At 66.5% G+C, this 21,792-nt stretch carries 20 protein-coding genes and 1 pseudogene; 16 read left to right on the forward strand and 5 right to left on the reverse strand.

Features of this window, described 5'->3' with window-relative positions; all coding sequences use genetic code 11:
- Positions 1-73: 73 nt before the first annotated feature.
- Positions 74-814 carry a tyrosine-type recombinase/integrase gene (locus ACNAVT_RS28680; protein ID WP_416300718.1) on the reverse strand — a complete coding sequence of 247 codons (741 nt, stop codon included), beginning with the start codon at positions 812-814 and terminating at the stop codon, positions 74-76.
- A 698-nt stretch (positions 815-1,512) separates the two neighbouring features.
- Here ACNAVT_RS28680 and ACNAVT_RS28685 point away from each other — a divergent pair.
- The 4 genes from ACNAVT_RS28685 to ACNAVT_RS28700 all read left to right on the forward strand — a co-directional run bounded on the left by ACNAVT_RS28685 (position 1,513) and on the right by ACNAVT_RS28700 (position 6,368).
- On the forward strand, positions 1,513-1,929 hold the full coding sequence (locus ACNAVT_RS28685; protein WP_416300720.1) for a DUF6896 domain-containing protein: 417 nt from the start codon (positions 1,513-1,515) through the stop codon (positions 1,927-1,929).
- Positions 1,930-2,143: 214 nt separating this feature from the next.
- Positions 2,144-2,857, forward strand: coding sequence for an SMI1/KNR4 family protein (locus tag ACNAVT_RS28690; RefSeq protein ID WP_416300721.1), 714 nt, complete (start codon positions 2,144-2,146; stop codon positions 2,855-2,857).
- Positions 2,826-3,449 (forward strand): PASTA domain-containing protein, encoded by a 624-nt coding sequence (locus tag ACNAVT_RS28695; protein WP_416300723.1) that lies wholly within the window; start codon positions 2,826-2,828, stop codon positions 3,447-3,449. Before ACNAVT_RS28690 ends, ACNAVT_RS28695 begins: the two co-directional genes overlap by 32 nt.
- A 918-nt stretch (positions 3,450-4,367) precedes the next feature.
- Complete coding sequence (locus tag ACNAVT_RS28700) at positions 4,368-6,368, forward strand: hypothetical protein (protein ID WP_416300725.1); 2,001 nt, start codon at positions 4,368-4,370, stop codon at positions 6,366-6,368.
- 699 nt (positions 6,369-7,067) lie between these two features.
- Here ACNAVT_RS28700 and ACNAVT_RS28705 read toward each other — a convergent pair.
- The 4 genes from ACNAVT_RS28705 to ACNAVT_RS28720 form a co-directional block, all read right to left on the reverse strand.
- Complete coding sequence (locus ACNAVT_RS28705; protein ID WP_416300726.1) at positions 7,068-8,579, reverse strand: hypothetical protein; 1,512 nt, start codon at positions 8,577-8,579, stop codon at positions 7,068-7,070.
- A complete protein-coding gene (locus ACNAVT_RS28710; protein ID WP_416300728.1) occupies positions 8,576-9,454 on the reverse strand; it encodes a hypothetical protein in 879 nt (292 codons plus the stop codon). The genes ACNAVT_RS28705 and ACNAVT_RS28710 overlap by 4 nt, the downstream gene beginning before the upstream one ends.
- A gap of 455 nt (positions 9,455-9,909) precedes the next feature.
- On the reverse strand, positions 9,910-10,557 hold the full coding sequence (locus ACNAVT_RS28715; protein WP_416300730.1) for a hypothetical protein: 648 nt from the start codon (positions 10,555-10,557) through the stop codon (positions 9,910-9,912).
- A gap of 177 nt (positions 10,558-10,734) precedes the next feature.
- Positions 10,735-11,946, reverse strand: coding sequence for a hypothetical protein (locus ACNAVT_RS28720; protein WP_416300732.1), 1,212 nt, complete (start codon positions 11,944-11,946; stop codon positions 10,735-10,737).
- Positions 11,947-12,726: 780 nt separating this feature from the next.
- Between ACNAVT_RS28720 and ACNAVT_RS28725 the strand changes: the two genes are divergently transcribed.
- The 12 genes and pseudogenes from ACNAVT_RS28725 to ACNAVT_RS28780 all read left to right on the forward strand — a co-directional run bounded on the left by ACNAVT_RS28725 (position 12,727) and on the right by ACNAVT_RS28780 (position 21,782).
- Complete coding sequence (locus ACNAVT_RS28725; protein WP_416300734.1) at positions 12,727-12,975, forward strand: DUF6284 family protein; 249 nt, start codon at positions 12,727-12,729, stop codon at positions 12,973-12,975.
- A complete protein-coding gene (locus ACNAVT_RS28730) occupies positions 12,975-13,349 on the forward strand; it encodes an RRQRL motif-containing zinc-binding protein (protein ID WP_416300736.1) in 375 nt (124 codons plus the stop codon). Before ACNAVT_RS28725 ends, ACNAVT_RS28730 begins: the two co-directional genes overlap by 1 nt.
- Positions 13,346-14,125 carry an ABC transporter permease gene (locus tag ACNAVT_RS28735; protein WP_416300737.1) on the forward strand — a complete coding sequence of 260 codons (780 nt, stop codon included), beginning with the start codon at positions 13,346-13,348 and terminating at the stop codon, positions 14,123-14,125. Before ACNAVT_RS28730 ends, ACNAVT_RS28735 begins: the two co-directional genes overlap by 4 nt.
- Before the next feature lie 90 nt (positions 14,126-14,215).
- Complete coding sequence (locus ACNAVT_RS28740; protein WP_416300739.1) at positions 14,216-16,393, forward strand: cell division protein FtsK; 2,178 nt, start codon at positions 14,216-14,218, stop codon at positions 16,391-16,393.
- 141 nt (positions 16,394-16,534) lie between these two features.
- Complete coding sequence (locus tag ACNAVT_RS28745) at positions 16,535-16,783, forward strand: hypothetical protein (protein ID WP_416300741.1); 249 nt, start codon at positions 16,535-16,537, stop codon at positions 16,781-16,783.
- Entirely contained in the window at positions 16,783-17,082 is a 300-nt protein-coding gene (locus ACNAVT_RS28750; protein ID WP_416300743.1) for a hypothetical protein, read from the forward strand. The genes ACNAVT_RS28745 and ACNAVT_RS28750 overlap by 1 nt, the downstream gene beginning before the upstream one ends.
- Positions 17,082-17,357 (forward strand): hypothetical protein, encoded by a 276-nt coding sequence (locus ACNAVT_RS28755; protein WP_416300745.1) that lies wholly within the window; start codon positions 17,082-17,084, stop codon positions 17,355-17,357. Before ACNAVT_RS28750 ends, ACNAVT_RS28755 begins: the two co-directional genes overlap by 1 nt.
- A complete protein-coding gene (locus ACNAVT_RS28760; protein ID WP_416300746.1) occupies positions 17,354-18,262 on the forward strand; it encodes a bifunctional DNA primase/polymerase in 909 nt (302 codons plus the stop codon). Before ACNAVT_RS28755 ends, ACNAVT_RS28760 begins: the two co-directional genes overlap by 4 nt.
- The gene (locus ACNAVT_RS28765) at positions 18,259-18,966 is read left to right on the forward strand and encodes a DNA cytosine methyltransferase (protein WP_416300748.1); all 708 of its coding nucleotides are present in this window, start codon (positions 18,259-18,261) and stop codon (positions 18,964-18,966) included. Before ACNAVT_RS28760 ends, ACNAVT_RS28765 begins: the two co-directional genes overlap by 4 nt.
- A 4-nt stretch (positions 18,967-18,970) precedes the next feature.
- Positions 18,971-20,106 (forward strand): annotated as a pseudogene (locus ACNAVT_RS28770) (AAA family ATPase).
- Between the two features lie 288 nt (positions 20,107-20,394).
- Positions 20,395-20,577: a helix-turn-helix transcriptional regulator gene (locus tag ACNAVT_RS28775; protein ID WP_416300792.1), complete on the forward strand. Its 183-nt coding sequence runs from the start codon at positions 20,395-20,397 to the stop codon at positions 20,575-20,577.
- Positions 20,577-21,782, forward strand: coding sequence for a site-specific integrase (locus tag ACNAVT_RS28780; protein WP_416300794.1), 1,206 nt, complete (start codon positions 20,577-20,579; stop codon positions 21,780-21,782). The genes ACNAVT_RS28775 and ACNAVT_RS28780 overlap by 1 nt, the downstream gene beginning before the upstream one ends.
- Positions 21,783-21,792 lie beyond the last annotated feature (10 nt).

Raw genomic sequence — 21,792 nt, forward strand, 5'->3', positions numbered from 1 at the left:
GATCCGGATGCCGGGCGGGCCGACACTAGTCACTGAGCGTGACGACCCTGATGTGGCTGAGGCGCATGGACGGCTAGCGTTGCGGCTCGTTCGCCGATGCCCAGCCGTGCCTGCGTCTCCTGCGCCCGCTCTGCGGCGGCGCTGGCGCCGTAGTGCCGGGGCATGTCCTCGGATGTCCAGCCGAGCAGCAGCATGAGATCGCCGGTGTCTCCCCGGCGCGCTTCCACTCGTGGGCGAAGGTGTGGCGCCACCGGTGTGCGTGCAGGTCCGGCACGCCGGCTGCCTGACCGAGCCGCTTGAGCCGTATCTTAATGCCGTTCGGGGTCAAGGGGGCCACGCCGCGCTCGGCCAGCCACAGCTGAGGCAATGCGGCGCCCTTGTGCTTGTCCCGGGCCCTCAGATAGCGGCTCAGCGCCCGCGCGGTCTTGGGCCCGAACCGGACCCGTCGCTCCTTGGCACCCTTGCCGTGGAAGTGCACCGACTCGGTGTTCAGGTCGACATCGGCCACGAGGAGGTTGCCCACCTCGGACAGCCGGGCACCGGTGTTGCAGTACAACCGAATCAGCGCCTCGTCGCGCAGGTTGGCGAAGCCCTTGCCCTTGCACGCGTCGAGGAGCTTGCTGGTGTCCTCGTCGCGCAGAACCGGGATCAGCTTCCGGGGTGTCTTCGGCTGCCGAACCCGTTCCATCGGCGACCGGTCGATGGCCTGCTCGTCGACGAGCAGCCACTTGAAGAACTGCTGCAGTCCCTTGTGCTTGTTCAGCGCCGTCGACGCCGACCTAGTGTCGATCATCCACGCCTGGAACGCCTCCACGTGCCGCCCGGGTCACCGCACACGGGTCATCAGCCGCATCATCGGCGTCCGGATCCGGGGATGACTCCCCCAGATACCGGCCCAACTGAGCAGCAGCAAGGAGATAGTTGTACCGGGTCGTCTCCGGGTAGTTCCCGGCCCGCAGCGACCGGTCCCAGTCCCGAAGGAACCCGGCCCACGTCCGGGACAGTCCGACGGTGAGCTTCTGAAGATCGAGAAGTGGCATGACAACCTGCCCGAGTCAAGGAGTCCAACAGCGGCGTGCTAGACCAGGCATCCATGCCAAGCAATGAAAAGAGGGTTCCCGCAAGTCGCTGACCTGCGGAAACCCTCTCGCTGTCGGGACGGCCGGATTTGAACCGACGACCCCTTGACCCCCAGGACGATTCGCTAAGCGTTCCCGCACGTCAAACACGCTCTGCCCGAGCTCAGGCCGTGCAGTCGACGGCATGCCGGCCACCATCGCGCATACCGTGTGGTCCCCACCTGGTCCCCAGAGCGCTGACACGCCTGGCGACCGCAGCACGCGGTTTAGGAAGTGTCGATGCCAGCCCGGGTGGCCTGTCCACGGCCTGGCTTGACCTGCCGGCCATCCTTACTGCCGTCTGGTGAACCTGACCGCTGTTGACCCTCGGCGTCCGTCCCATCGGGCACGGGACGGGCACGGCTGCGGACTGTCGGACGGGCATACTGATCATGTGAACAAGGACGCCGAGTTAGCGATCGGGGCAGTACGGCGCTACGCCGTCGCTCTGGAGCGCATTCGGTCGTGCTTGCTCGACGCCTACCCGGATTTCGGCTGTGTCTTGGACCTGATGGTGGCAGTGAGGCATACGCGAACACTGCCTCGGGAGGGCAAGTCGAGCACCGGTATCGAGTACTCGATTCACGGCGCTGGCTGTCGGATGACCGATCAGCGAGGCCGGGAGGTCGACGTCGACCTGGTCGACGGTGTCGAGGCATTCGACGCCTGGCGAATCAAATGGTTCCTCGACGAACAGTCGGACGCCTGCCCCACGGTCGAGGAGCTGCGTACGGCGTGCTCCTACCTTTCGAGCCTGGGCGAACTGCGAGAGGTGCAGGTCAACCGCTGGTACGCCTTGCCGGATCGCTGACACGGCGACTGATGGATTACGAGATCAAGTTGCCCGTGCCGTCGACGTAGGTACCTGGGCGTCTAGCAGCGAAAACGCCTCTCAACATCTCACACCACTCCCCCGCTGTCCGCCGACCTCTTGTGGACTGGATGCGGACTGGATGCGGGACGCAACCGCAGGCTGCAGGTGCTTCCTGTCTGCGCTGACAGAGGGCGATGATATTCATGGCCTCATGGACACCGATCGTGCTGCCCCTGAAGACCTCGCTGCGCTCCGCGAGGCTTTCCATGTCGATGACGGTGGTGAGTCCGCGCTGGGCTGGGATGCCGTGCGCGCCTTCGAGGCGGACCATGGCATCGTCTTGCCCGAGCCCTATCGAACGTTCGTCGCGGAGATCACCGACGGTTCACACTCCGGACCGCCGGACTACGGGCTTGTTGGGTTGACAGAGCTGCCCGATGACTGGGGCGACGACCGGCCGGAACGCATGCTAAACCGACCCTTCCCGTTGACCTCCTCCTGGTTGTGGGAAGACGACCCGAGGCCGGAAGAGGAGATCGTTCCGCTCATCGAGCAGGTCTTCAACGACGGGTCAATCGTGTTGGGTACCGACGGATGCGGCATGTATTGGCACCTCATCGTGACCGGCCCGCATCGAGGGCAGGTCTGGAACATCAGCGGCGAAGGCGCCATCCCTTCAGAGCAGAGTTCGGGTTCACGACTGGTGACGCCGGATTCGCGGGATGGGTCAAACACTGGGCCGCCAGTAAGCCATAGTTTGACGCTGAATAGTGCGTCAGGCAGTACAACAGCGATGACGGCGGATCTCCTCGTCGGGCAGTCGCCAGACCGTCCAGCCTCCCCGCGGGGGCAAGGTGGAGCGCCCTACCGGTTGCTCCGCTACCCTCCGGCTCATGAAGGGTTCCTCGATCCGTCGGGCTTGTAGCGCTGTCGTTCTGCTCATGACGCTTGTTGGTTGCGGCAGCCTCGGGCCGTCAACGTCGGGAAAGCAGCAAGATGGGCTCACCGTGGTGCCCGATCTACTTGGCGACACCATGGACACCGTCTACGACCAGCTAGAGGCGGTTGGCCTCGTAGCATCTGCAACCAATGCTTTCGGGGGGAGCGACTGGACCAGCGATGCGGTCGTCGTGGGAGTGGCCCCTGCCGCTGGCACGAAGGTTGCCCGAGGCAGCACGGTGAAGATCTCGGAGGCAACAAGGGGGGAGATTGCGTTCTTCTCCAAGCCAATGCCCGACCTGCGTGGATCGATGTGGATAGACAGCGCGTCCGGCGCCACAGAGGCGGTCTATCCCTACATTTCGTTCACATGGCGGGACCCTCGCGGCAAAGAAAAGCCGGGTTCGGTCGTCGCTCAGAAGCCAGGTCCCGGCGCGCACATGACGCTGGGTACCCCGATCAAGCTGACCGTCGCCAACCTCGACCCGATCGATCCCGGGACGAGTTCTACAAGGTCGGACGCGTGGCATCCCGACGTCAACTTGCCAAACCTGTGCCGCCACACGAGACGGTGTTGACTCCTCCCCTACGAGCCACCACCGCCACCCCCTCCGCAGCTCAACTGAGAACGTGCCGATCCACCTCGTAGCCACACTGCTGCCGCTCCCTGGATAGGTGCCAGGACTGCGGGACCCGGCTGGGGTCAAGGGTGGCCGTAGGCCATCGGCGTGCCGACGCGTAGCGCCCTTGACGCCAGCCGGCTGGGGTAGAGGATCGAGCGGGCGGGCGACGGGTCACGCCCTGGTCCTCGTCGTCATCGAACGGCGGAGAGTGCCCGTGTGATTCGGTGGCGAGCGGCTCCGCTGCAAGGCAGCGATCGCCCCACCGTCGACGAAGAGCAACCCCGATGGAGATCGTCCCAGCTCAGCGCTTCTCCTTCGGGTCCTCCCCAGCGCGGCCGGCGCGGCCGATGCCGGCCGGACGTCGCCAGCAGGCCGGGGCCGGGCCGGCGCGGCCGCTTCCCGGGCCGCCTTGATGCGAAAGCCGCATGATTCGGCAGGTATCCCCGAGTGAAACGCTGATGACCCCCAGGACGATCCGCCACACGACCACGCACGTCACGCCCGCTATCCCCAAGATCAAGCCGTGTAGTCGACGGCATGCCGGCCACCATCGCGCATGCCGTGTGGTCCCCACCTGGTCCCCGGGGCGCTGACACCCATGGCGACCGCAGCATGCGGTTTAGGAAGTGGTCGTTCTCGCTGCTATCAGCGTATTGCTGCGCCGAGGGTGACCGGAGGGGCATCGTCCGTGCTGTTGGGACCGCGTGAGCCGGTGCTGACTCGTCCTTGACCCCAGGGCGTTGGGTCACGCATTCCTGCACGTCACGCTCGATCCGGCGTGCCGCGCGACGTTCCCGCGATGCGGCGTGTTGACCAACGCGCGTCCCCGACCGTCTGATGCATGCGCATCGACGGCACCACTATCCTACAGTCGTGACCTACACTGTGGACGTGAATCAGTCCTTCGCCGCCTTTGATCCACTAGAAGTAAAGGGCAAGCTAGAGAACAGCCTCGCTGCACGGCGGGCCTTGAGGCGCGAGATCGAGAACATCCTAAGCTCATACGTCGGATGGTACGACCCTTTCTGCGAGCTAGTTCAAAACGGGCTAGACGCCCTGGAGAAGCGGGCACGCGACGAAGAACTGGCGGGAACAAGCGGCAACTATTCACAACAGCTGCGCGTCATTGTTGATCTGGACGAGAATCAACTGACAGTCTCCGACAACGGATGCGGCATGAATTATGAAGAGTTTCAGCGCTTCCTGGCACCGAACTTTTCATTCAAGGAGGAAGCCACATCCCGTGGTCATAAAGGTGTCGGAGCGACATATCTTGCCTATGGGTTCAATTATCTTCGAGTGCACACCAGAGGACCCGGGAACGAATCTTGCGGGCGAATTCTAGGCGGCCGTGCGTGGCTGAAAGGGCCGGGCGACAGCGATGCTCCGCTCGTTGAACCCGATCCAAGTCCCGACATCGACGACAAATTCGACGAGATGGATCGAGGCACCTCTGTAACCGTTCGGTTCGACGGGCACACGCAGCCAAGGAAACTGGGTTGGCTATCCGCAAGGGATGCCGAAACATGGCTTACCATCCTAAGAGTGAAGACTGGGATCGGCTCTGTAGAACCGGCGCCGGACAAGAGAGTCGAAGTGGTTTGCATCGCCGGAGGGGAAATCTCGACGGCAACCACTGACAGCATTTCCTATCTCTGGCTACACGAGGAGAAAAGCAAATCCGCTCGCATCAGAGAAGTAGAGCAGAAGGCGTCTGAATTCTTCGAGAGGTATGGGCCTTCAAAGCCGTTGCCGAACGCCTACCGGCAGCTTGACTTCATATTTGACGAGTATGGTCCAATCGACTGCAAAAAGATCTTGACCCCCGACGTGTTTATAGAGCACCAAGAGATCATTGAAACACACAAGCCGAGCATACGGGTTGAGTATGGCTACACAACCAAGCTCTGGAAGGTATTCAACGAGAAGTTGGGCGTCCGAGGCAACATGCAGGTCTTGAGGGCAGGAATTCAGCTTGCTGCGAACGGGATGCCGCAGGGCGACGTCATTCAGGTTCCATTAACCAGGTATACCGGTCGACAAAATCAGGTCCACCTCCTCATCCACTTTCAGAACTACACCCCGGACCTTGGCAGAAAGGGCTTCGCCAAACCGCTTGTCGATTTCGCCACCGATGTCGCCGTCGCCATTGTCCAAGGGCCAATCACGCGGCTGCGCTCAAGCATGAAGCGTGACTCTGGTATCGCGCCTGATCTAGATCGGGAGCTCAAGCTTGACGATTGGAAGGAGGAGATGATCAAACACGAAACAACTTCGCCCCTCCTTCTTTCTTCTAATCACTTCTTCGCCCCAACGAAGCGGATAAGCATTACGTCCACCCCTACGCGTGAACAAGATGTCATCGCCCTGTTTCATGAGATCATTTCCGGCGGGGTGGTGCGCGGCCTATCTATCATGTCAACGAACGAGCGATTCAAGTACGACAGCCTCTTCCGGATCAACTTTCAGCACGAACGCGAGTTACTTGAGTTCGATGAGGAGAGCAACCCGCTAGGCATCGACGGACAGGTGCTCGATGGACTTCACGGAAAGATCACTCAGCCTAAGGTCTTGGAATACAAATACACCGTCGACGGTCTCCTCAACGACCTAGATGCACAGGAAAAGAATCTCAAAGACATTGATCTGTGCGTGGCATGGAGAATGGGCGAGCAGTGGCGGGAAAGATTCGCAGTCACTTCCCTCTTACTTCCGGAAAACGTATCCCAGCGTGAATATCATGGAGTGACCCACGTTCTTCAAGATCCTGATTCCGGCGCCCGACACTGCGACCTCATTATCCTCGAAGATCTCGTGTCACTTCTCATGAACGCGCCAGGAACTCACGAAGTGCAAAGAGCGAACTACGAGTGAGGGGCGGCAGCCTCTCCTCCGGTGGGCCGCCTTGAAGACGTACAGAAACTTTGAACGGGGACAGACCACTGGTTTTGACCACTGGTTTGCAGGGGCTGGCCACATGGCTTGACCAACGGTCAAGGAGCGCTACCGGACGCCGTACTTGACCAGCGTGGTCCCCAGGAAACCAGAAAGGCCGGCCCGATGCTTCGGACCAGCCCTCTGACCTGCTATCTCATACTGTCGGGACGGCCGGATTTGAACCGACGACCCCTTGACCCCCAAGACGATTCGCCACACGTCCACGCACGTCACGCACGCTATCCCCAAGATCAGGCCGTGCAGTCGACGGCGTGCCGGCCACCATCGCGCACACCGTGTGGTCCCCACCTGGTCCCCAGCGCAGGCGCCGTTGCCGACCGCAACGCGCCACCTGGAGAGATGGACCTGATCGACAAGGGTGCAGCCATGGCCTGGCTCGCCCTGCGCCGTCGCATCGGCCGCCGCGCCGAACGCCTGACCACCTTTCGCCCTCACCTCTCGCCGCACCGGGCACGCTAGGGGCACGGCCGGGACCAGTTGGTTGCGTCGCACCGTCAGTATGGAAGGCCAAAGATCACCGGTCGACGAGAATATGGTGGCCAAGTCAAGGCAGAAACTGCGTCACCGTTCGAGCCCTTGGTGGCCACCCGAGTTGGCGTCGTCACTTTGAGAGCCTCACCTACGCCGTCGCTTTCGAGACCGCCGTCCACCTGTTGTTCCGAGGCTCGGGGCGACCCCGAGGGCAATCTTCAGCGACGGATTTTCTCGCATTGCCCGAGCAAGGAGCGGCATACGATTCATCCAATAGAGGTCAGTTCCGCCGCCTGTCTGAGAGTTGTATTCCTTGACAGCATCAACCAACTCGGTCCACTCGCGCCTCAGAGCAGAATGGCCGATCCGGATATAAGCATTGCTCGGCTTGAATGAATCGATCGCGCGACGAGTGGCGTCGTCTTCCAGGCCGAGTTCTTGCCGGCATAGCCATTGGTTGATTTTGGTGATGCCGTAACTTTCGTGGTCGGAGTGAACGAACGTGTCTAGCAAGGCGTCGAACACAGTCATCGCGCTCCGCCAGAGGCCTCTTCTCTCCAACTCGACACCTCTCTCAAGGTGCAGCGATATGTCCGCATTAGGATGGGGGAAGAAGTGCTGGGTCCACCGAAGTCCGGTGCATATGGACGCGAGTTCCAACTCGTCCGCCAGTGATCGGAAGTATTTCGGGCTTGTCCTCAGGTCGCCCCATGGATGCAAGCCCTCCGCTTGGGAATCGTCGATGGATTTCAGATACTCCGGGTCAATCCTTCCGCCCGTTCCACGTTCATACGTCTTTTTCCGTGCTATTGCCTCCCGAATAACCTTCCAGTCCCCGCCATTCGAGTCCAAGTCAAACCCAGACCACCTATGGAAGGTTTCCCTCCACTCGGGATACCCGCCTCGTACGAAGTCTTCGACACGCCGGTCGATTGCCCACCTTTCTACATCATTGCTCTGGACATTCTTTCCGTATCGCTGGTAAATGTCGAATGGGAGATTGGGCAGATCGCCTAGGCTATTCGGCCCAGCCACGGTTAGGGCGGTCCTGACCAAGGCGCCAAGATAAGCCTCGAACGCATGGATTGCGCTGGAGAGTAGCGACGTGGCGAGGATTTCAGTCAAGTCGGGTCGACTGAGCGAGGTGTAGTAAGCGGCGGCGAATGCGAACTTGTTCTCGTCGCTTTCGTATAGTTGACGAATGTCGTCCCAGATTGACTTCTCGACCTCCTCTGCGTACATTGCAGCAACGCTGAATCGCTGCTCAAAGGCAATGGGATAGATGGATGCCGACTCCGCCGAATTTTCTTGATTAGGCGACTTGGTGTCATCAGGTCCACTCGACTCGCTCATCTTGGCGGAGAACCTTCGAGATCGGCTCTTTGCCAAGGTTGTGACCTGCAGCTCGATCGCGACGCGATCGCTTACCTTGAGCTTGCTCGCAGGGCGCCTCGTGAGGGAGGACCGCCCTTTCTCCTTGTCTTCCTCTGCAATCTCCACGAGGCGGCGGCTTTTGTCGAGGTCGTCCAGGAAAATTCTTGCAGGGGAGGTAATTACGAGGTTTACCCCTCGGCGGCGCCGCTCCGTGCGGCCGTCTTCCTTGGCTTCGGTCCGCTTATCTGCATCCGCGGTCCCCTGGTCCTGATCCTCGATCACAGGTCCTTGCCTCCTACCTCTGAGTCATTGACAATAGCCCGTGAGCGCTCGTTCATTGCCTCAATGCAGACCGATCCAAACGGAGTGAGCTCCCAAAGGATTTCCTTACCTGATCTCGTGCCTACTTCTCGCGCCAATCCCAAGCTTTGCAGCTTCGCCGTCAGGGCCGTAAGCGCATTTCGCAGGCCGGGATCTCGCTCTACAATTCGCTCCTCTGGCCACGCGTGTCGTAGGGTTATCCGATCCTCGTGGGTATCCCACCAGACCGGGCTGCGCCCCTGAATGACCAACATTAGCCGGAAGTGCGGCGTCTCCAGGTCTCGGATCACGTCTAGCGCGAGTAGTTGTTCGTCAACAACTGCTTGGTCCTGGGTCAGGGCGCCTGTCGCTAATAGTTGCGCAATAAGGTCCAGCTTGGCTTCAGTTGTGGCGTGCGCCGACGCCTCAAGCGAGCGAACCAGCAACTCAACCTTCGCAGGGCTTTCCAATAGTGCGGCGAGGACGGCGTCGGTTGGCTCGCTAACTGCGGCTGCCGCCTTTTCTATCATCGACTGCCCCCGCGCTTGCTGAAAAGACAATGCCCTGCGTGCCGCGAAGGAAAGCTCCTCAGCCAGAGGTCCTGCCATTCCTCCAAGCGCAGCGCCGGATTCTGCGGACCCGGTCGCAGTAGTGATCCAGGTCGTCACCCCGGCATTAACAAGGTTGCCGACAATGCGGTCGAGCGCAGCCCCCGGCCGTTCAGTGTTAGAAGTGGAATCCGAGGGCAGAAGTTCGGCTTCACCGGCTTCCACGCCTCGAATCGCTCCGTCGGCGATTCCACCAACAAGTGCGGCCTCGGTGTCCGAGCGCCGAGCCCGTCGTCGCTGCTGGCTCAACCCTGGCTCCCCATCACCGTTACCTGCGCCCTGGCCCAGACCATAGCTGAGCCACCGCCAAGGTGGCGACCTTCCGATCGGGGCCTCTGTACCGATCTTCGGGTAGCTCGGCGTCCTACGTGGAGATCGTCTGGTGGGGACGCGAGACCGTCCCGCCTCCCCCGGACCGGGCCGAGGTCGTGCGGCCAGTGAGACGCTCCACCTCGTTTCCCCGGGGGAGGCTGGTAGCCCTTGTGGTTCCCCGCCAAGCTGATCTGCGCCTGACCTCTAAGGAGGGTCAGAGGTCGGAGAAGCCTCCTGGTATTCCAGGTCCTGGTCGTCCGCTTGACCCACGCCGCCCTGCCAGCGCTCTGATGCTTTTAGGCAGCAAGGGTGTCACCGAGGTGTCACCCGCCGGCTCCGGTTTCGGCAGCTCGGCCGCCATCGGGTGACACCGGTGACAGGGGTGACAGCCACTACTCCGGCAAGAACTGGGCCAGCGAAGCGTCATCGTGGCGCTTGGTCCGTGGATACCGGTCCCCACATGGGTCGTCCGACTCGATGGACCGGGCGTGTCCAATCAGGCCTGCTGGCCCGACCTTGTCGAGCAGGTCGAGGTACTCCGGCCAGCCGAAGATCTGCATCTGGTCGACAGGCCGGGTAGCCCCATCCGAGAACGCAGCGGCCCGCCGCATGGCGTCAGCCGGGAAGCTGGCGGTGCGTGCGTACTGGGCTGCGGTCGGGTCGGCAGCCGCCACCCACCACCCATCGAGACGGTTCCGGGTCGCGGTCTGCCGCGCGACCAGCGCGGCCAACGCGGCGGCGTGTTCGGGCGTACCGAACCGCATGCCCGCGACCGCGGCCGGCTCGGTCCCGCTGATCTCCTCGATGGACAGGTCGCACGTAACCTCCGGGCCGGTGTCGAGGTCGACCACCACGCTCACGTCGGACAGTGCCAGAGCGTCGACCCGATCGGGTCCCACACGCAGAATGCCGACCGCAGCACAGGGTGTGCCCGGGTTGGTCAGGTCGCAGGTGTCAGTGTGCAGAGCAGCCACGGCGGCGATTCCCTCGGCCAAGCCATCCGCGAGTGGCACATCCGGTGAGGTGACCAGCGCGGCCATGGTTCGGACGCCGAGCTGGCGCGCGTACCACGCCACGCCGTGGTGGCAGCCACCGAACGGGATACCAGCCCCGTCCACGACCACCGCCAGGTCGGCAGCGGCGATCACGAAATCCTCGTTGGGGCGGCCGGGCGCGGCGTCGGTTGCGAGCGAGAACAACGGTGATGGCCTCTCTGGTCAGGCAGCAGTGGTCAGCAGGTCGCGCAGCTTCGCTACGGCTGGGAATGACGCCCAGGGCCGTAGCTGACCGAGCAGATTCCGCAGGTCGTTAAGGGTGCGGGACGATCCGGTCGTGACCGCGATGGCGAAGGACTCTTCAGCGCACGCGCAGGCCTCCTCCGGGCTACCTGCGAGCACGTAGGCCTGAGCAAGGCGAGAGAGGTACTGGCCACGGTCGCGATGGTAGTCCGGCGGAAGCGTGTCGAGCACCGTCGTGAAGGCCGACACGGCGGCCGAGGCGCGGCCGAGTTCCAGGTGACACTTGGCCCGGGAAATGGCCAGGTACAGCCGCAGGTCGCAGTACCGCCCGTCGGACGGGTCGCCTTCCAACGGCGCGTCTGCACCGCCGTCATCAAGCAGCCTCTCGGCCAGGTCCAGGGCGCGATCCGCCTCCCCGCCTTCACCATGGACCGCATACCCGAGGGCCTCTGTCTGAGCAGCGATGGCGCGTATCCGCAGCGTTTCCGGTCCCCGATCCCGTTGGGCGGCGCCGGCCAGCCGTGCGGCGTGGGCGCCGTTACGGGCGCTGATGGCTTGAACGGCACGGCGAGTCAGGACGAAGGCAGCCATCCGATCGTCCTGGCCAGCCTCGGCCCACTCCAGCGCGCGGCGATACCACGCGGTGGCGCCCTCCGTGTCACCCGCGTCTTGGTGGAGCCAGCCCGCAAACTCGGCGTACCCAGCACCCACCCGCAACAAGTCATCCAGCGACTGGCCGGACGCGTCTCGCGCCATCTGCTCGATGGTGTCAGCGTGAGCCGTGATGGCCGGGAGCAGGGCGCGTGGACCGAGCAGGTTGTCTGCCGTGTAGTGGTCGCGGAGCGAACGGCGGAGGAACCGGAGCAGGTCTGGCGTCACTCGGCGGGCCGGAACGGCTCTCGGCGGCAGCACCGGGACGGTTGGCGTCTCGGTCGGTGGCTCGGGGGCAGGCCGCGCAGGCTCTCGAAGGAACTGCGCGAACCGCGCCAGCGCGTCGTCATCCGCGCGCTTCAACGCCACGTCAAGGAGCTGCTGGGTACGCATTGCCAATTCCGCGTCCGGCTGCGCCTCCCACTTCGTCACGCCCCGGGTGGACACGCCCAGGTGTGCGGCGAAGTCGTCGAACGTCATCCGCAGCGCCAGCCGGAGTGCCCGCGCGCTCTGCCCCGTCCATGTGGCAACGACGTGCATGCGCCCACCTCCCCCGCAGGCTGTGTTTCCGGGGAGTCTAGCGGTGTACGTCGATCGGCGGTTGCCGTCCGAGTTCCATGGCCATGCATCGCCAGTTCCATGCAGTTCATGGGAAGTCAGCGGCTACTCGCGTTGACTAGAACCCATGGAAACGAACTGGACTCGCCAAGACGGCCGAGGTCACTACGGCAGGTTCAGACCTCGACGGAACCCCTGCGCGGCCGGGAAGCCTGCCACTCCCGGACCGCCGCCGGCCGCCAAACCGGCGACCGACCGAACATGCGGTCAGGAGCGGGAGCCTGCCCTCGGGACACGTAGGCCGCCCAGGTAGCACGGCTTACCGGCGCTCCCGCCGCCTTCAGGAACGCCAGTACGTCGGCAGTCGTCCACCAGTCAGTCGGTAGCTCACCCGTCGTCTCAGACATCACCAGCGAGGGTACGCCACCCGCCACCCAACACGCCGTGCTGATCAAGGTTCATGCCTTGCGCGAATACAACGTCGCGCTGTAGCGTCCACATCAATGAATACAACGTCGAGTTGTATTCGACCCGCTAGTCAGCCGGGCGGAAGCCGGGGAAGGCAGCGCTTCGCGGCGCTGCGCGCCTACGGACCACCGCGCACCCGTTCATTGACAACACAAGGGCTGTCACCTCCCCGGAAAAGGTGGCCACGCACGGCCGAGGTCCGTGCAGCTCATCTCCCAAGTTGGCGCGGCGGCGCGGGCTGTCCTGGTCCGTACCGCCGCGCTCCCCCACCGCATCGACTACCGGAGGTTTCCCGTGAGGAAGCGTCTCGCCCTCGTCACCGCCGAGCCGACCGCCGCCGACTTGGCGGCCATCGACCGCGAGTGGCCGCTGATCGCGGCCGAGCTGGACCTGTTGGACGCCGAGATCGCCATGCTCTACGCCGAGGACCACGGCGGCCCGACCGACCTGGACCGACGCAGGGTGCGCCGGGCCGCCACCCGCGTCATCCGCGCCGCTGTCGACGTGGCCGACCGCACCATCGACCCGCGCCGCGTGGCCTGATGTCCCGCATCCGCGCCGCCTTTCACGATCCGGACGGGGCGCGGTACGGCATCCCCACCTACTGGTGGCGAGGTGCCCCGCCCGGCTACGCCACCCGCCGACAACTTCGTTCCGCCGGCCTACGTCCCGGCGGTCAACCGGTCGCCGCTCAGGTGCTCTGGTCCGGCGTCGGCGGCACCCGCGCCGCCTACCTCTACCGGCTGGACCTGGCCCAACCCAAGCGCACCGCCACCCCCGCCCAACGCGCCGCCATCGGCAAGGCGCTCACGGCCCGCCGGACCTGCCCGACCTGCGGCACGGTCCGGCCCTACTACATCCCGCGCTCGCTGGGCGAATGCCTCGCGTGCGCCTTCCCGCAGGAGGCCGCAGCATGACTGCCCCCACCATCAACGGCACCCGCTACCCGCAACCCATCGAGACCCTGTTGCCCGCCGCCCGCGACCTGGACCTGCCCGAGGGGCAGACGTTCCCGTCGCGGAACCGGCTGATGCGTGAGTTCCGCATCGGCGCTCCGAAGGCTGACGACCTGCTCGCCCGGCTCAAGGCCGAGCACGCCGAGCCGGCTACCGACACCGCCGAGCCGCCCGCCCCGGACCCAAACCCGGTGCCGGTCGTACCCGAGCCTGCGCCGCCGGCCGCCGAGCCGGTGGAGATCACGCCCGCCGAGCCGCCGGCCGAGGCCACGCCGGTCGGTCACCCGGACACGCCCACCCCGCCCGAGCCGGCCCGCCCGGCGGCAGTCTGGCCGGTGGTGCTGCTGGCTCTGCCGGCGTTCGTGGCGATCTGGTCCGGGTGGGTCGGACTCGGCGGACTCACCGGGTTCGGCGTGGTCCACCCGCTGCCGGGGATCTGGGACAGCTTCTCCATCAACTCGGCCATCACCCTGCCGATCGGGGTGGAGACATACGGCGCGTACGCCCTCTACGTGTGGCTGTCCGGCCGGGTGCCGGACCGGGCACGCCGCTTCGCCAAGTGGTCGGCCATCGCCTCGCTGCTGGTCGGCGCGCTCGGCCAGATCGCCTACCACCTGTTGGAAGCGGCCGGCGTGACCTCGGCCCCGTGGTGGATCACCACCGCCGTGGCCTGCCTGCCGGTGGCGGTGCTTGGCATGGGCGCCGCGCTCGCCCACCTGGTCCGCACCCACGACTAGTTCCGCCCGGCGGCACAGCACACGGCCTAGGAAACCCGCTGTGCCGCCGGTCCCCCTACCGATCTGACGACCGTTGGAGGAACCCCCATCATGACGTCCCCCCGAGATGACGACCGTTTCGACTGGCATGCCGCCGAGCGTGACCTGAACTCTCCCGACGCCGAGGTGGTGGACCTGGACGCCGCCCGGTCCCGCCGGCAGGCATCCGCTGCCCCCGACGACACGGCCGACACCCCCGGGCGGTTGGTCGACTCGCCCGAGGCGCAGCGGTCCCCGCGGTTCACCGTTGCCGCCTTGCAGGACGCGAAGCGTCGGCCGATCGTGCCGGCCTGGCTGCGCTCCCGCGCCGAACTGCGCGACGCCGCCCGCTGGACGGTCGGGCACCTGTTCCACGCCGGTGCCTACCACCTGACCCGCAGCCCGAAGTACGCCGGCAAGCTGGCGTGGCGGGCACCGCGCGGCGCGGGCCGGCTGCTGACCGGGTGGGGTCGGTGGCTGTTCGACCTGCAAGGCGAGCACGTGCGCCAGGTGATGGCGGACAAGGGCGACGCCGAGCTGTACCTGAAGGTGTCGAAGCTGCGTGACCAGCGCGTTCGGTGGCGCGGGTTCGTCACCGCCGCCGTGGTCCTCGGCGTGCTCCCGGCACTCGGGATCGCGTACGCCCTCGCCCCGGCCGGCGCCCGCTATGCCACCCTCGCCGCGCTGCTGGCCGGCCTCGGCGTACTGGGTCGCCCGGCGGACAAGCCGCTGTTGGACACCGCTGTGATGGTGCCGAAGGTGCAGAAGCTGACCTCGGATGTGGTGGTGCGGGCGCTGGGCAACCTCGGCATCACCGGCATCAACCAAGCACTCGCCAAGGGCGACCGGGGCAAGGACTGGTTCCCCGCCCCGATCACCCGCGACGGCCCCGGCTGGCGCGCCGACGTGGAGCTACCCAACGGCGTCACCGCCACCGAAGTCATCGAGAAGCGGGAGAAGCTCGCCGCCGGCCTGTCCCGCCCCCTCGGCTGCGTATGGCCGGAGGGGCAGCCCGACGTGCATCCCGGCCGCCTCGTGCTGTGGGTCGGCGATCAGGACATGTCCAAGGCGCGTAAGCCTGTGTGGCCGCTGCTCAAGGCCGGCACCGTGGACCTGTTCCGGCCGCAGCCGTTCGGCACCGACCCGCGCGGCCGGTGGGTCGAACTCACGTTGATGTTCATGGCGATGGTCATCGGCTCCATCCCCCGCATGGGCAAGACCTTCACCCTGCGGGAAGTGCTGCTCATCGCCGCCCTCGACCCGCGTGCGGAGATCCACGCCTACGACCTCAAGGGCACCGGCGACCTGTCCGCCTTGGAGCAGGTCGCCCACCGCTACCGCGCCGGGGAAGAAGACGAAGACATCGAATACGCCGTGGCCGGCATGCGGGAGCTACGCGACGAGCTACGCCGCCGCGCCAAGGTGATCCGCGACCTCCCCCGCGACCTCTGCCCGGAAAACAAGGTCACCCCCGAACTGGCCTCCAAGAAGTCCCTCGGCCTGCACCCCCTCGTGATCGGGGTGGACGAGTGCCAAAAGTGGTTCGAGCACCCCGAATACGGCAAAGAACTCGAAGCCATCAGCACCGACCTCGTCAAACGCGGCCCGGCACTCGGGATCATCCCCGTCTTCGCCACCCAGCGGCCCGACGCCAAGAGCCTCCCCACCGGGATCTCGGCGAACGCGTCCACCCGGTTCTGCCTCAAGGTCATGGGGCAGACCGAGAACGACATGGTGCTCGGCACCTCGCAGTACAAGCAGGGCATCCGGGCCACCATGTTCGCCTGGACCGACAAGGGCACCGGCTACTTCGTCGGCGAGGGAGCCGACGCCCGGATCACCACCACCGTCAACATCGACGGCCCCCTCGCAGAGCGGATCGCCGCCCGCGCCCGCACCGCACGCGAAGCAGCCGGCCGGCTCACCGGCCACGCCCTCGGCGGACAGCCCACCACCACCCCGACCATCACGTTCAACCTCCTGGAGGACATCGCCGCCGTGGTACCCGCCAGCGAGGCCAAGGTGTGGTGCCGCACCGTCGCAGCACGGCTCGCCGAGCTGCGGCCCGACGTCTACCAGGGGTGGGACGCCGAGCGGGTGACCATCGCCCTCAAGCCCTACGGGGTCAAGGTCGGCCAGACGTGGGGCACCGACCCGGACACCGGCAAGGGCGCCAACCGGGGCGGTTTCGAACGCGCCACCATCATCGCCGCCATTGCGGAGCGTAACCGGAAACGGGAGGCGAGCTAACCGTGGATTGGTCCTAGGTCTAGGACCAGAAGGCTCCTAGACCTAGGACCACCCCTAGGACGCCATCCGAACCCTGATCAGGACGCTAGGAACCTAGCGGCCTCCCCCGAACACACCCAGAAACCGGCCCTGGAGGCTGTCATGACCCCCCGCACCCTGCTAGCCACCGCCCCCTGCCTCGCCCTCGCCCTGCTCACGCTCGGTTACCTCGCCGTGTGCGTGGTCGCGCCATTCGGACGCTGCCGCACCTGCAACAGCACCGGCCGCAAACGCTCCCCACTCAGCCGCAGCGGCCGCGAATGCCGCCGCTGCGCCGGCACCGGCCTACGACTGCGCCCCGGCCGGCACGCCATCAACCACATCAAAGACGAGTACCAGGCGGCCAAGTGATGAACCGCCGCACCGACCGGGACGGGCACACCGACTGGTGCGGCCGAGACCACCGCTGCAACCTCGGCGAGCACCGCTCCGAAGAGATCGTGGTCGACTTGCCCGGCCACGGCCGTGCCGTCCTGGTCCGGGTCCGAACCGACGCCGGGCAGGAGCACGCCGAGGTCCGCGTCAGGGTCGGGCTCGCCGCCGGAGACCCGGCCGCGCGCCGCCAGTTGGTGGGGCTGCTCGGCGACGTGCGCGAGGCCGTCACCCGCGCCGCCATCGCCGCCCATCCCCGTCCGAGGCGGGCTGCCTGATGCCCCGCCCGCGTCTGTCCGGCCTTGAAGTCTGGCTGACCGGCACCCCAGCCGAGCTGGACGCTGCCGCCGCCGCGCTGACCGCCGCAGGGCACCTCGCCCAGCCCGGCACCCGGCACCCGCTGACCGGGGCCGACTCCGGCCGCTACCGGCTCTACCTGCGACTGACCGTCGCCACCACCACCGCCGACCGGACCCACCCGCTCGCCGACACCAGCAACACCGAGGGTGCGCCGCCCGCGCCCACCGCCGACCCGCCTAGGAGATACCCGTGACTGACCTGCTCACCGCCGCGCTCACCCATGCCAAACGCGGATGGCACATCTTCCCGCTACGCCCCGACGACAAACGACCCGCCTTCCCCGACCACAGCGCGGACGACTGCACCGGACGCGACCCGCGCTGCCGAAACGCAGGACATCACCTCGGGTGGGAGCCCCGCGCCACCACCGACCCCGACCGCATCCGCCGGGCGTGGTCGGCCCGCCCCTATGGCATCGGCATCGCCTGCGGGCCGTCCCGCCTCGTGGTGGTCGACCTCGACACGCCGAAGACCCCAGCCGAGGCAGGCGGACGTGACGGACTGACCGTGCTCGCCGAGCTGGCCGCCGAGCACGGGGCCGGCATCGCGCCGACATACACCGTGACCACCGGTCGAGGCGGCACCCACCTCTACTACCGTCACCCTGACGACGGGGCAGCGCTGCGCAACACCGCCGGCGCCCTCGGCCCGATGGTCGACACCCGCGCCTACGGCGGCTACGTCGTCGCCGCCGGCTCCACGGTCGCCGGCCGGCCGTACGTGGTCGACCTCGACACCGACCCGGCCCCGCTGCTCGGATGGCTCGCCGAGCTGCTGGTACCCGCACCGTTGCCGCCGCAGCGGCCGGTGGTGGTCGATCTCGGCACCGGCCGCCGCGCCGCCTACGTCGACGCCGCGGTCTGCGCCCAGGTCGCCGAGGTCACCGACGCCGCACCCGGCGGGCGCAATCACGCGCTCTACCGTTCCGCGGTTGCCCTCGGGCAGCTCGTGGCCGGTGGCGCGCTCGCCGAGGACGACGCCACCGCCGTGCTCACCGACGCCGCCTACACGGCCGGGCTGCGGCCGGTAGAGACGGCCCGCACGATCGCGTCCGGGCTGCGCGCCGGAGCGCGCCGTCCCCGGAGCGTGGCCGCGTGACTGTGCCGCTGAACGTGTTGGAGCTGTTCGCCGGTATCGGCGGGCTGTCCCTCGGCCTGCAACGCGCCGGGATGCGGATCGTCGGTCACGTCGAGATCAACCCATTCTGCCGAGCCGTCCTGCAGAAGCACTGGCCGGAGGTGCCCGCCCATGACGACGTCCGCACCGCCGCCGCCTGGTGGCGTTCAGGGCCTCGGCCTCGCCTCGATGTCGTCGCCGGTGGCTACCCCTGCCAGCCCGACTCGCTGGCCGGGCCCCGGCTCGGCACCGACGATCCGCGCTGGCTCTGGCCGGCCATGGCCGAAGTCATCGCCGAACTGCGTCCCCGCTACGTCATCGGAGAGAACGTCCTCGGCCATCGGACCCGGGGACTCCGGTACGTCCTGCGAGACCTTCGACGACTCGGATACACCGCCCGTGCCGGCATTATCCGAGCTTGCGAGGTGGGCGCCCCACACCCACGACCAAGGCTGTTCGTCCTGGCCCACGCCGACAGCGAGGGACGGCCGGCGCGGCGCTGGCTGGAACCTGCCCGGACGGCCCCTGTCCGAGCGAGCCGGTGGCCCGCTGAACCCCGAGTGGGTCGAGTGGTTGATGGGCTTCCCGGCCGGGTGGACCGAGTTACCGCCCTCGGCAACGCCGTCCTCCCCGACGTCGGCGAACGCATCGGCCGCATCATCCTCGACCACCACGAGAGCAGGTGACGACATGGTCATCTCCGACCACGAGCAACCACGCCGAGAGGAACAGCAGCACCGAGGCGAGCGGCCCGACCTGCGCGTGGTGCAGCCTGGCGACGACACCGCCGCCGAAGTCATCTCCCCCGTCCGCCGGGAGCCGGGGCGTATCCGTACCTCGTGGACCGCCGCCGACCTGATGGCGATGGAGTTCCCGCCGCCCCGGTGGGCCGTTCCCGGGGTGCTGTCCGAGGGCGTGAACCTGCTCGCCGGACCACCGAAGGTGGGCAAGTCGTGGTTGTCCCTCGGCCTCGGCCTAATCGTCGCCGAGGGCGGCAAGGCGTTCGGCAGCATCGCCACCGAACCGGGTCCGGTGCTCTACCTCGCGTTGGAGGACACCCCGCGCCGGTTGCAGTCCCGCATGGGGAAGATCCTCGCCGGACGGTCCGCGCCGGCCGGGCTGACCCTGGCCACCGCGTGCCCGCCGCTGCCGCAGGGCGGGGACGAGGCCATCGCCGCGTGGCTGGACCGCAACCGCGACGCCCGCATGGTCATCATCGACGTGTTCGCCAAGCTGCGCGGCACCTCCGCCCCCGGCATGTCCGCCTACGACGCCGACTACGCCGCCGTTGGCCGAGCGAAGAAGGTTGCCGACGCCTACGGCGTGGCGGTGGTGCTCGTGCATCACGTCCGAAAGGCCGGGTCGGATGACTTCCTGGAAGCCGTGTCCGGCACAAACGGTCTGGCCGGTGCCGCTGACGCCACCCTCGTGCTGCGCCGGCCGCGCGGGTCGGCCGATGGGGTGCTGCACGTGACCGGCCGCGACGTGGACGAGTCGGAATACGCGCTGGCGTTCGACCCGGCCGCCGGGGCGTGGACCATGCTCGACGGTCCCGTCGCAGAGCACGAAGTCAGCGACACCCGCGCCGCCATCCTGCGGTGGCTACGCGCCTTCCCTGGCAGTACGCCGAAGGCCATAGCCGAGGGCACCGGGTTGGGCGTGGACAACGTCAAGAAGACCTGCGGCCGGATGCTCGACGCTGGCCAGGTCGCCTGCGAACCGGGAGGCCGCTACCGGCTACCCGCCTAGCTGTCTCCGGTGTCACCCGAGTCACCGTAGTCACCCAACCGGCGCTGACCTGCGGAAACGCTGCCGAATCTCGGTGACACCCGCTCAGCCGCCGCCGCAGGGTCAGATCGGCTGAAACAGGGGCGATGTGCTGCGTTTCAGCCCAGACCCTACCCATCACCCTCGAAACCCGAAGATCTTGGCTCTACGGCGCTCTCAGCGGGCCGTTTAGACGCCCACTGAGAGCGCCACCCCGCCACTCAGCACAGGACCCGCCCGCACCCGGAAAGGCGCTCACCGTGCGACTCGTGCCGCAGAATCAGCCAGCAGACGCGACCGCCACCCAGGAAGGAGACAATGTCATCCGCCTCTCCCCCAGGCCGTTCATGTCCACCGAGGAGCTTGCCGAGCTGCTCGACGTAGACCCCTCGACCATCCGGCGCTGGCGCACGGCGCCGCCCTTCCAAGGCCCGCCGTTCATCCAGATCTCGGATCGGGTGGTGAAGTACGCGACGGCCGATGTGGAGCGTTGGCTGTCCGCCCGGCGCGTCTGCCCGCTGGCGGCATGATGGCAGCGCCTCAGCAACCACCAATCGGCGTTCATCTGGCCACTGATATTGAGTTCCGGCCGGGCCGTGACCGTCCCTACAGGGCACGGGTCCGATGGGTCGACCCGACGAGCAAGCGGCGGCTGTCCAAGTCCAGGACTGTCGCCACACCGGAAGAGGCGCAGGCGTGGATTGACGGAATGGTCAGTGCGGCGCAGGGCGGCGTTGACCCGCTCGCCGCGACCAAGCGCCTGACGGAGTACGGCGAGAGCGTGATGACGCTGGCCCTGCGCGGCCTGGAGCGCAAGACGCTTGATCCCTACCTGGCGGGTTGGCGCAAGCGCGTTGTTCCGACGCTCGGTCACATTCCCGTTCGCATGATTACCAACGGCGCGGTTGACCGGGCTGTTCATTCCTGGATTGCCGACGAATGCAGCCGATCCACGGTGAAGAACAGCCTTGCCGTGCTGGTCCGCGTGATGCAGCAGGCCGTACGCGATGGCATCATCCAGCGCAACCCGGCGCAGGTCACCGGGTGGCAACGCGAGTACCAGCGAGCCGCAGACGAATTGGACGATCCCCGCTCGCTGGCGCTGCCTGACTGGGAATCGCTGACCACGCTTGCCGGCGTGCTGGTCGAGCGGTCCGCGAACGGCTTCACCGGGTGGGCCGACGTGGTGATATTCGCAGCCTGCACAGCGGCGCGAATCGGGGAAGTCTCAGGCGTACGAGCCGAGGACATCGACCGGGAATCCTGGATGTGGACGGTACGCCGGCAGACCACACCCAGTCCCGGTGGCCTGGTCGACAAGGGCACCAAGGGAAAGCGGGCACGCTCGGTGCCGCTGATCGAAGAGGTAAGGCTGATCGTAGCGCACCGCCTGGACGCGGTGGCCACGCCCGAGTCACGGCTGTTCACCGGGCCGCGCGGCGGCCGGATCAGCACAGCCGTGCTGCGCGACGCGACGCACTGGGATGAGGTGGTCACGAAGCTCGGCTACGAGCATCTACGCCGGCACGACCTACGGCATACCGGGCTGACCTGGATGGCAGACGCAGGCGTGCCGGTCCACGTCCTACGGAAGATCGCCGGCCACGGATCGCTGACCACAACCCAGCGATACCTGCACCCGGACCGGCAGTCGATCACGGACGCGGGAGCGGCACTCAGCGCCCATCTGAAGGCCCGCCGGTCCCCAAGTGGTCCCCAGCTACGCGCGGTCTAGATCGCAGACT

The sequence above is a fragment of the Micromonospora sp. SL4-19 genome, assembly GCF_047921475.1.
Classification (GTDB): domain Bacteria; phylum Actinomycetota; class Actinomycetes; order Mycobacteriales; family Micromonosporaceae; genus Micromonospora.

Bases quoted from the DNA above. Each gene is read 5' to 3' on its own strand.
- ACNAVT_RS28730 (WP_416300736.1), top strand. From the start codon at position 12,975: ATGTCCCGCATCCGCGCCGCCTTTCACGATCCGGACGGGGCGCGGTAC.
- ACNAVT_RS28715 (WP_416300730.1), bottom strand. From the start codon at position 10,557: ATGGCCGCGCTGGTCACCTCACCGGATGTGCCACTCGCGGATGGCTTG.
- ACNAVT_RS28775 (WP_416300792.1), top strand. From the start codon at position 20,395: ATGTCCACCGAGGAGCTTGCCGAGCTGCTCGACGTAGACCCCTCGACC.
- ACNAVT_RS28720 (WP_416300732.1), bottom strand. From the start codon at position 11,946: ATGCACGTCGTTGCCACATGGACGGGGCAGAGCGCGCGGGCACTCCGG.
- ACNAVT_RS28780 (WP_416300794.1), top strand. From the start codon at position 20,577: ATGGCAGCGCCTCAGCAACCACCAATCGGCGTTCATCTGGCCACTGAT.
- ACNAVT_RS28750 (WP_416300743.1), top strand. From the start codon at position 16,783: ATGAACCGCCGCACCGACCGGGACGGGCACACCGACTGGTGCGGCCGA.
- ACNAVT_RS28740 (WP_416300739.1), top strand. From the start codon at position 14,216: ATGACGTCCCCCCGAGATGACGACCGTTTCGACTGGCATGCCGCCGAG.
- ACNAVT_RS28745 (WP_416300741.1), top strand. From the start codon at position 16,535: ATGACCCCCCGCACCCTGCTAGCCACCGCCCCCTGCCTCGCCCTCGCC.
- ACNAVT_RS28695 (WP_416300723.1), top strand. From the start codon at position 2,826: ATGAAGGGTTCCTCGATCCGTCGGGCTTGTAGCGCTGTCGTTCTGCTC.
- ACNAVT_RS28755 (WP_416300745.1), top strand. From the start codon at position 17,082: ATGCCCCGCCCGCGTCTGTCCGGCCTTGAAGTCTGGCTGACCGGCACC.
- ACNAVT_RS28690 (WP_416300721.1), top strand. From the start codon at position 2,144: ATGGACACCGATCGTGCTGCCCCTGAAGACCTCGCTGCGCTCCGCGAG.
- ACNAVT_RS28735 (WP_416300737.1), top strand. From the start codon at position 13,346: ATGACTGCCCCCACCATCAACGGCACCCGCTACCCGCAACCCATCGAG.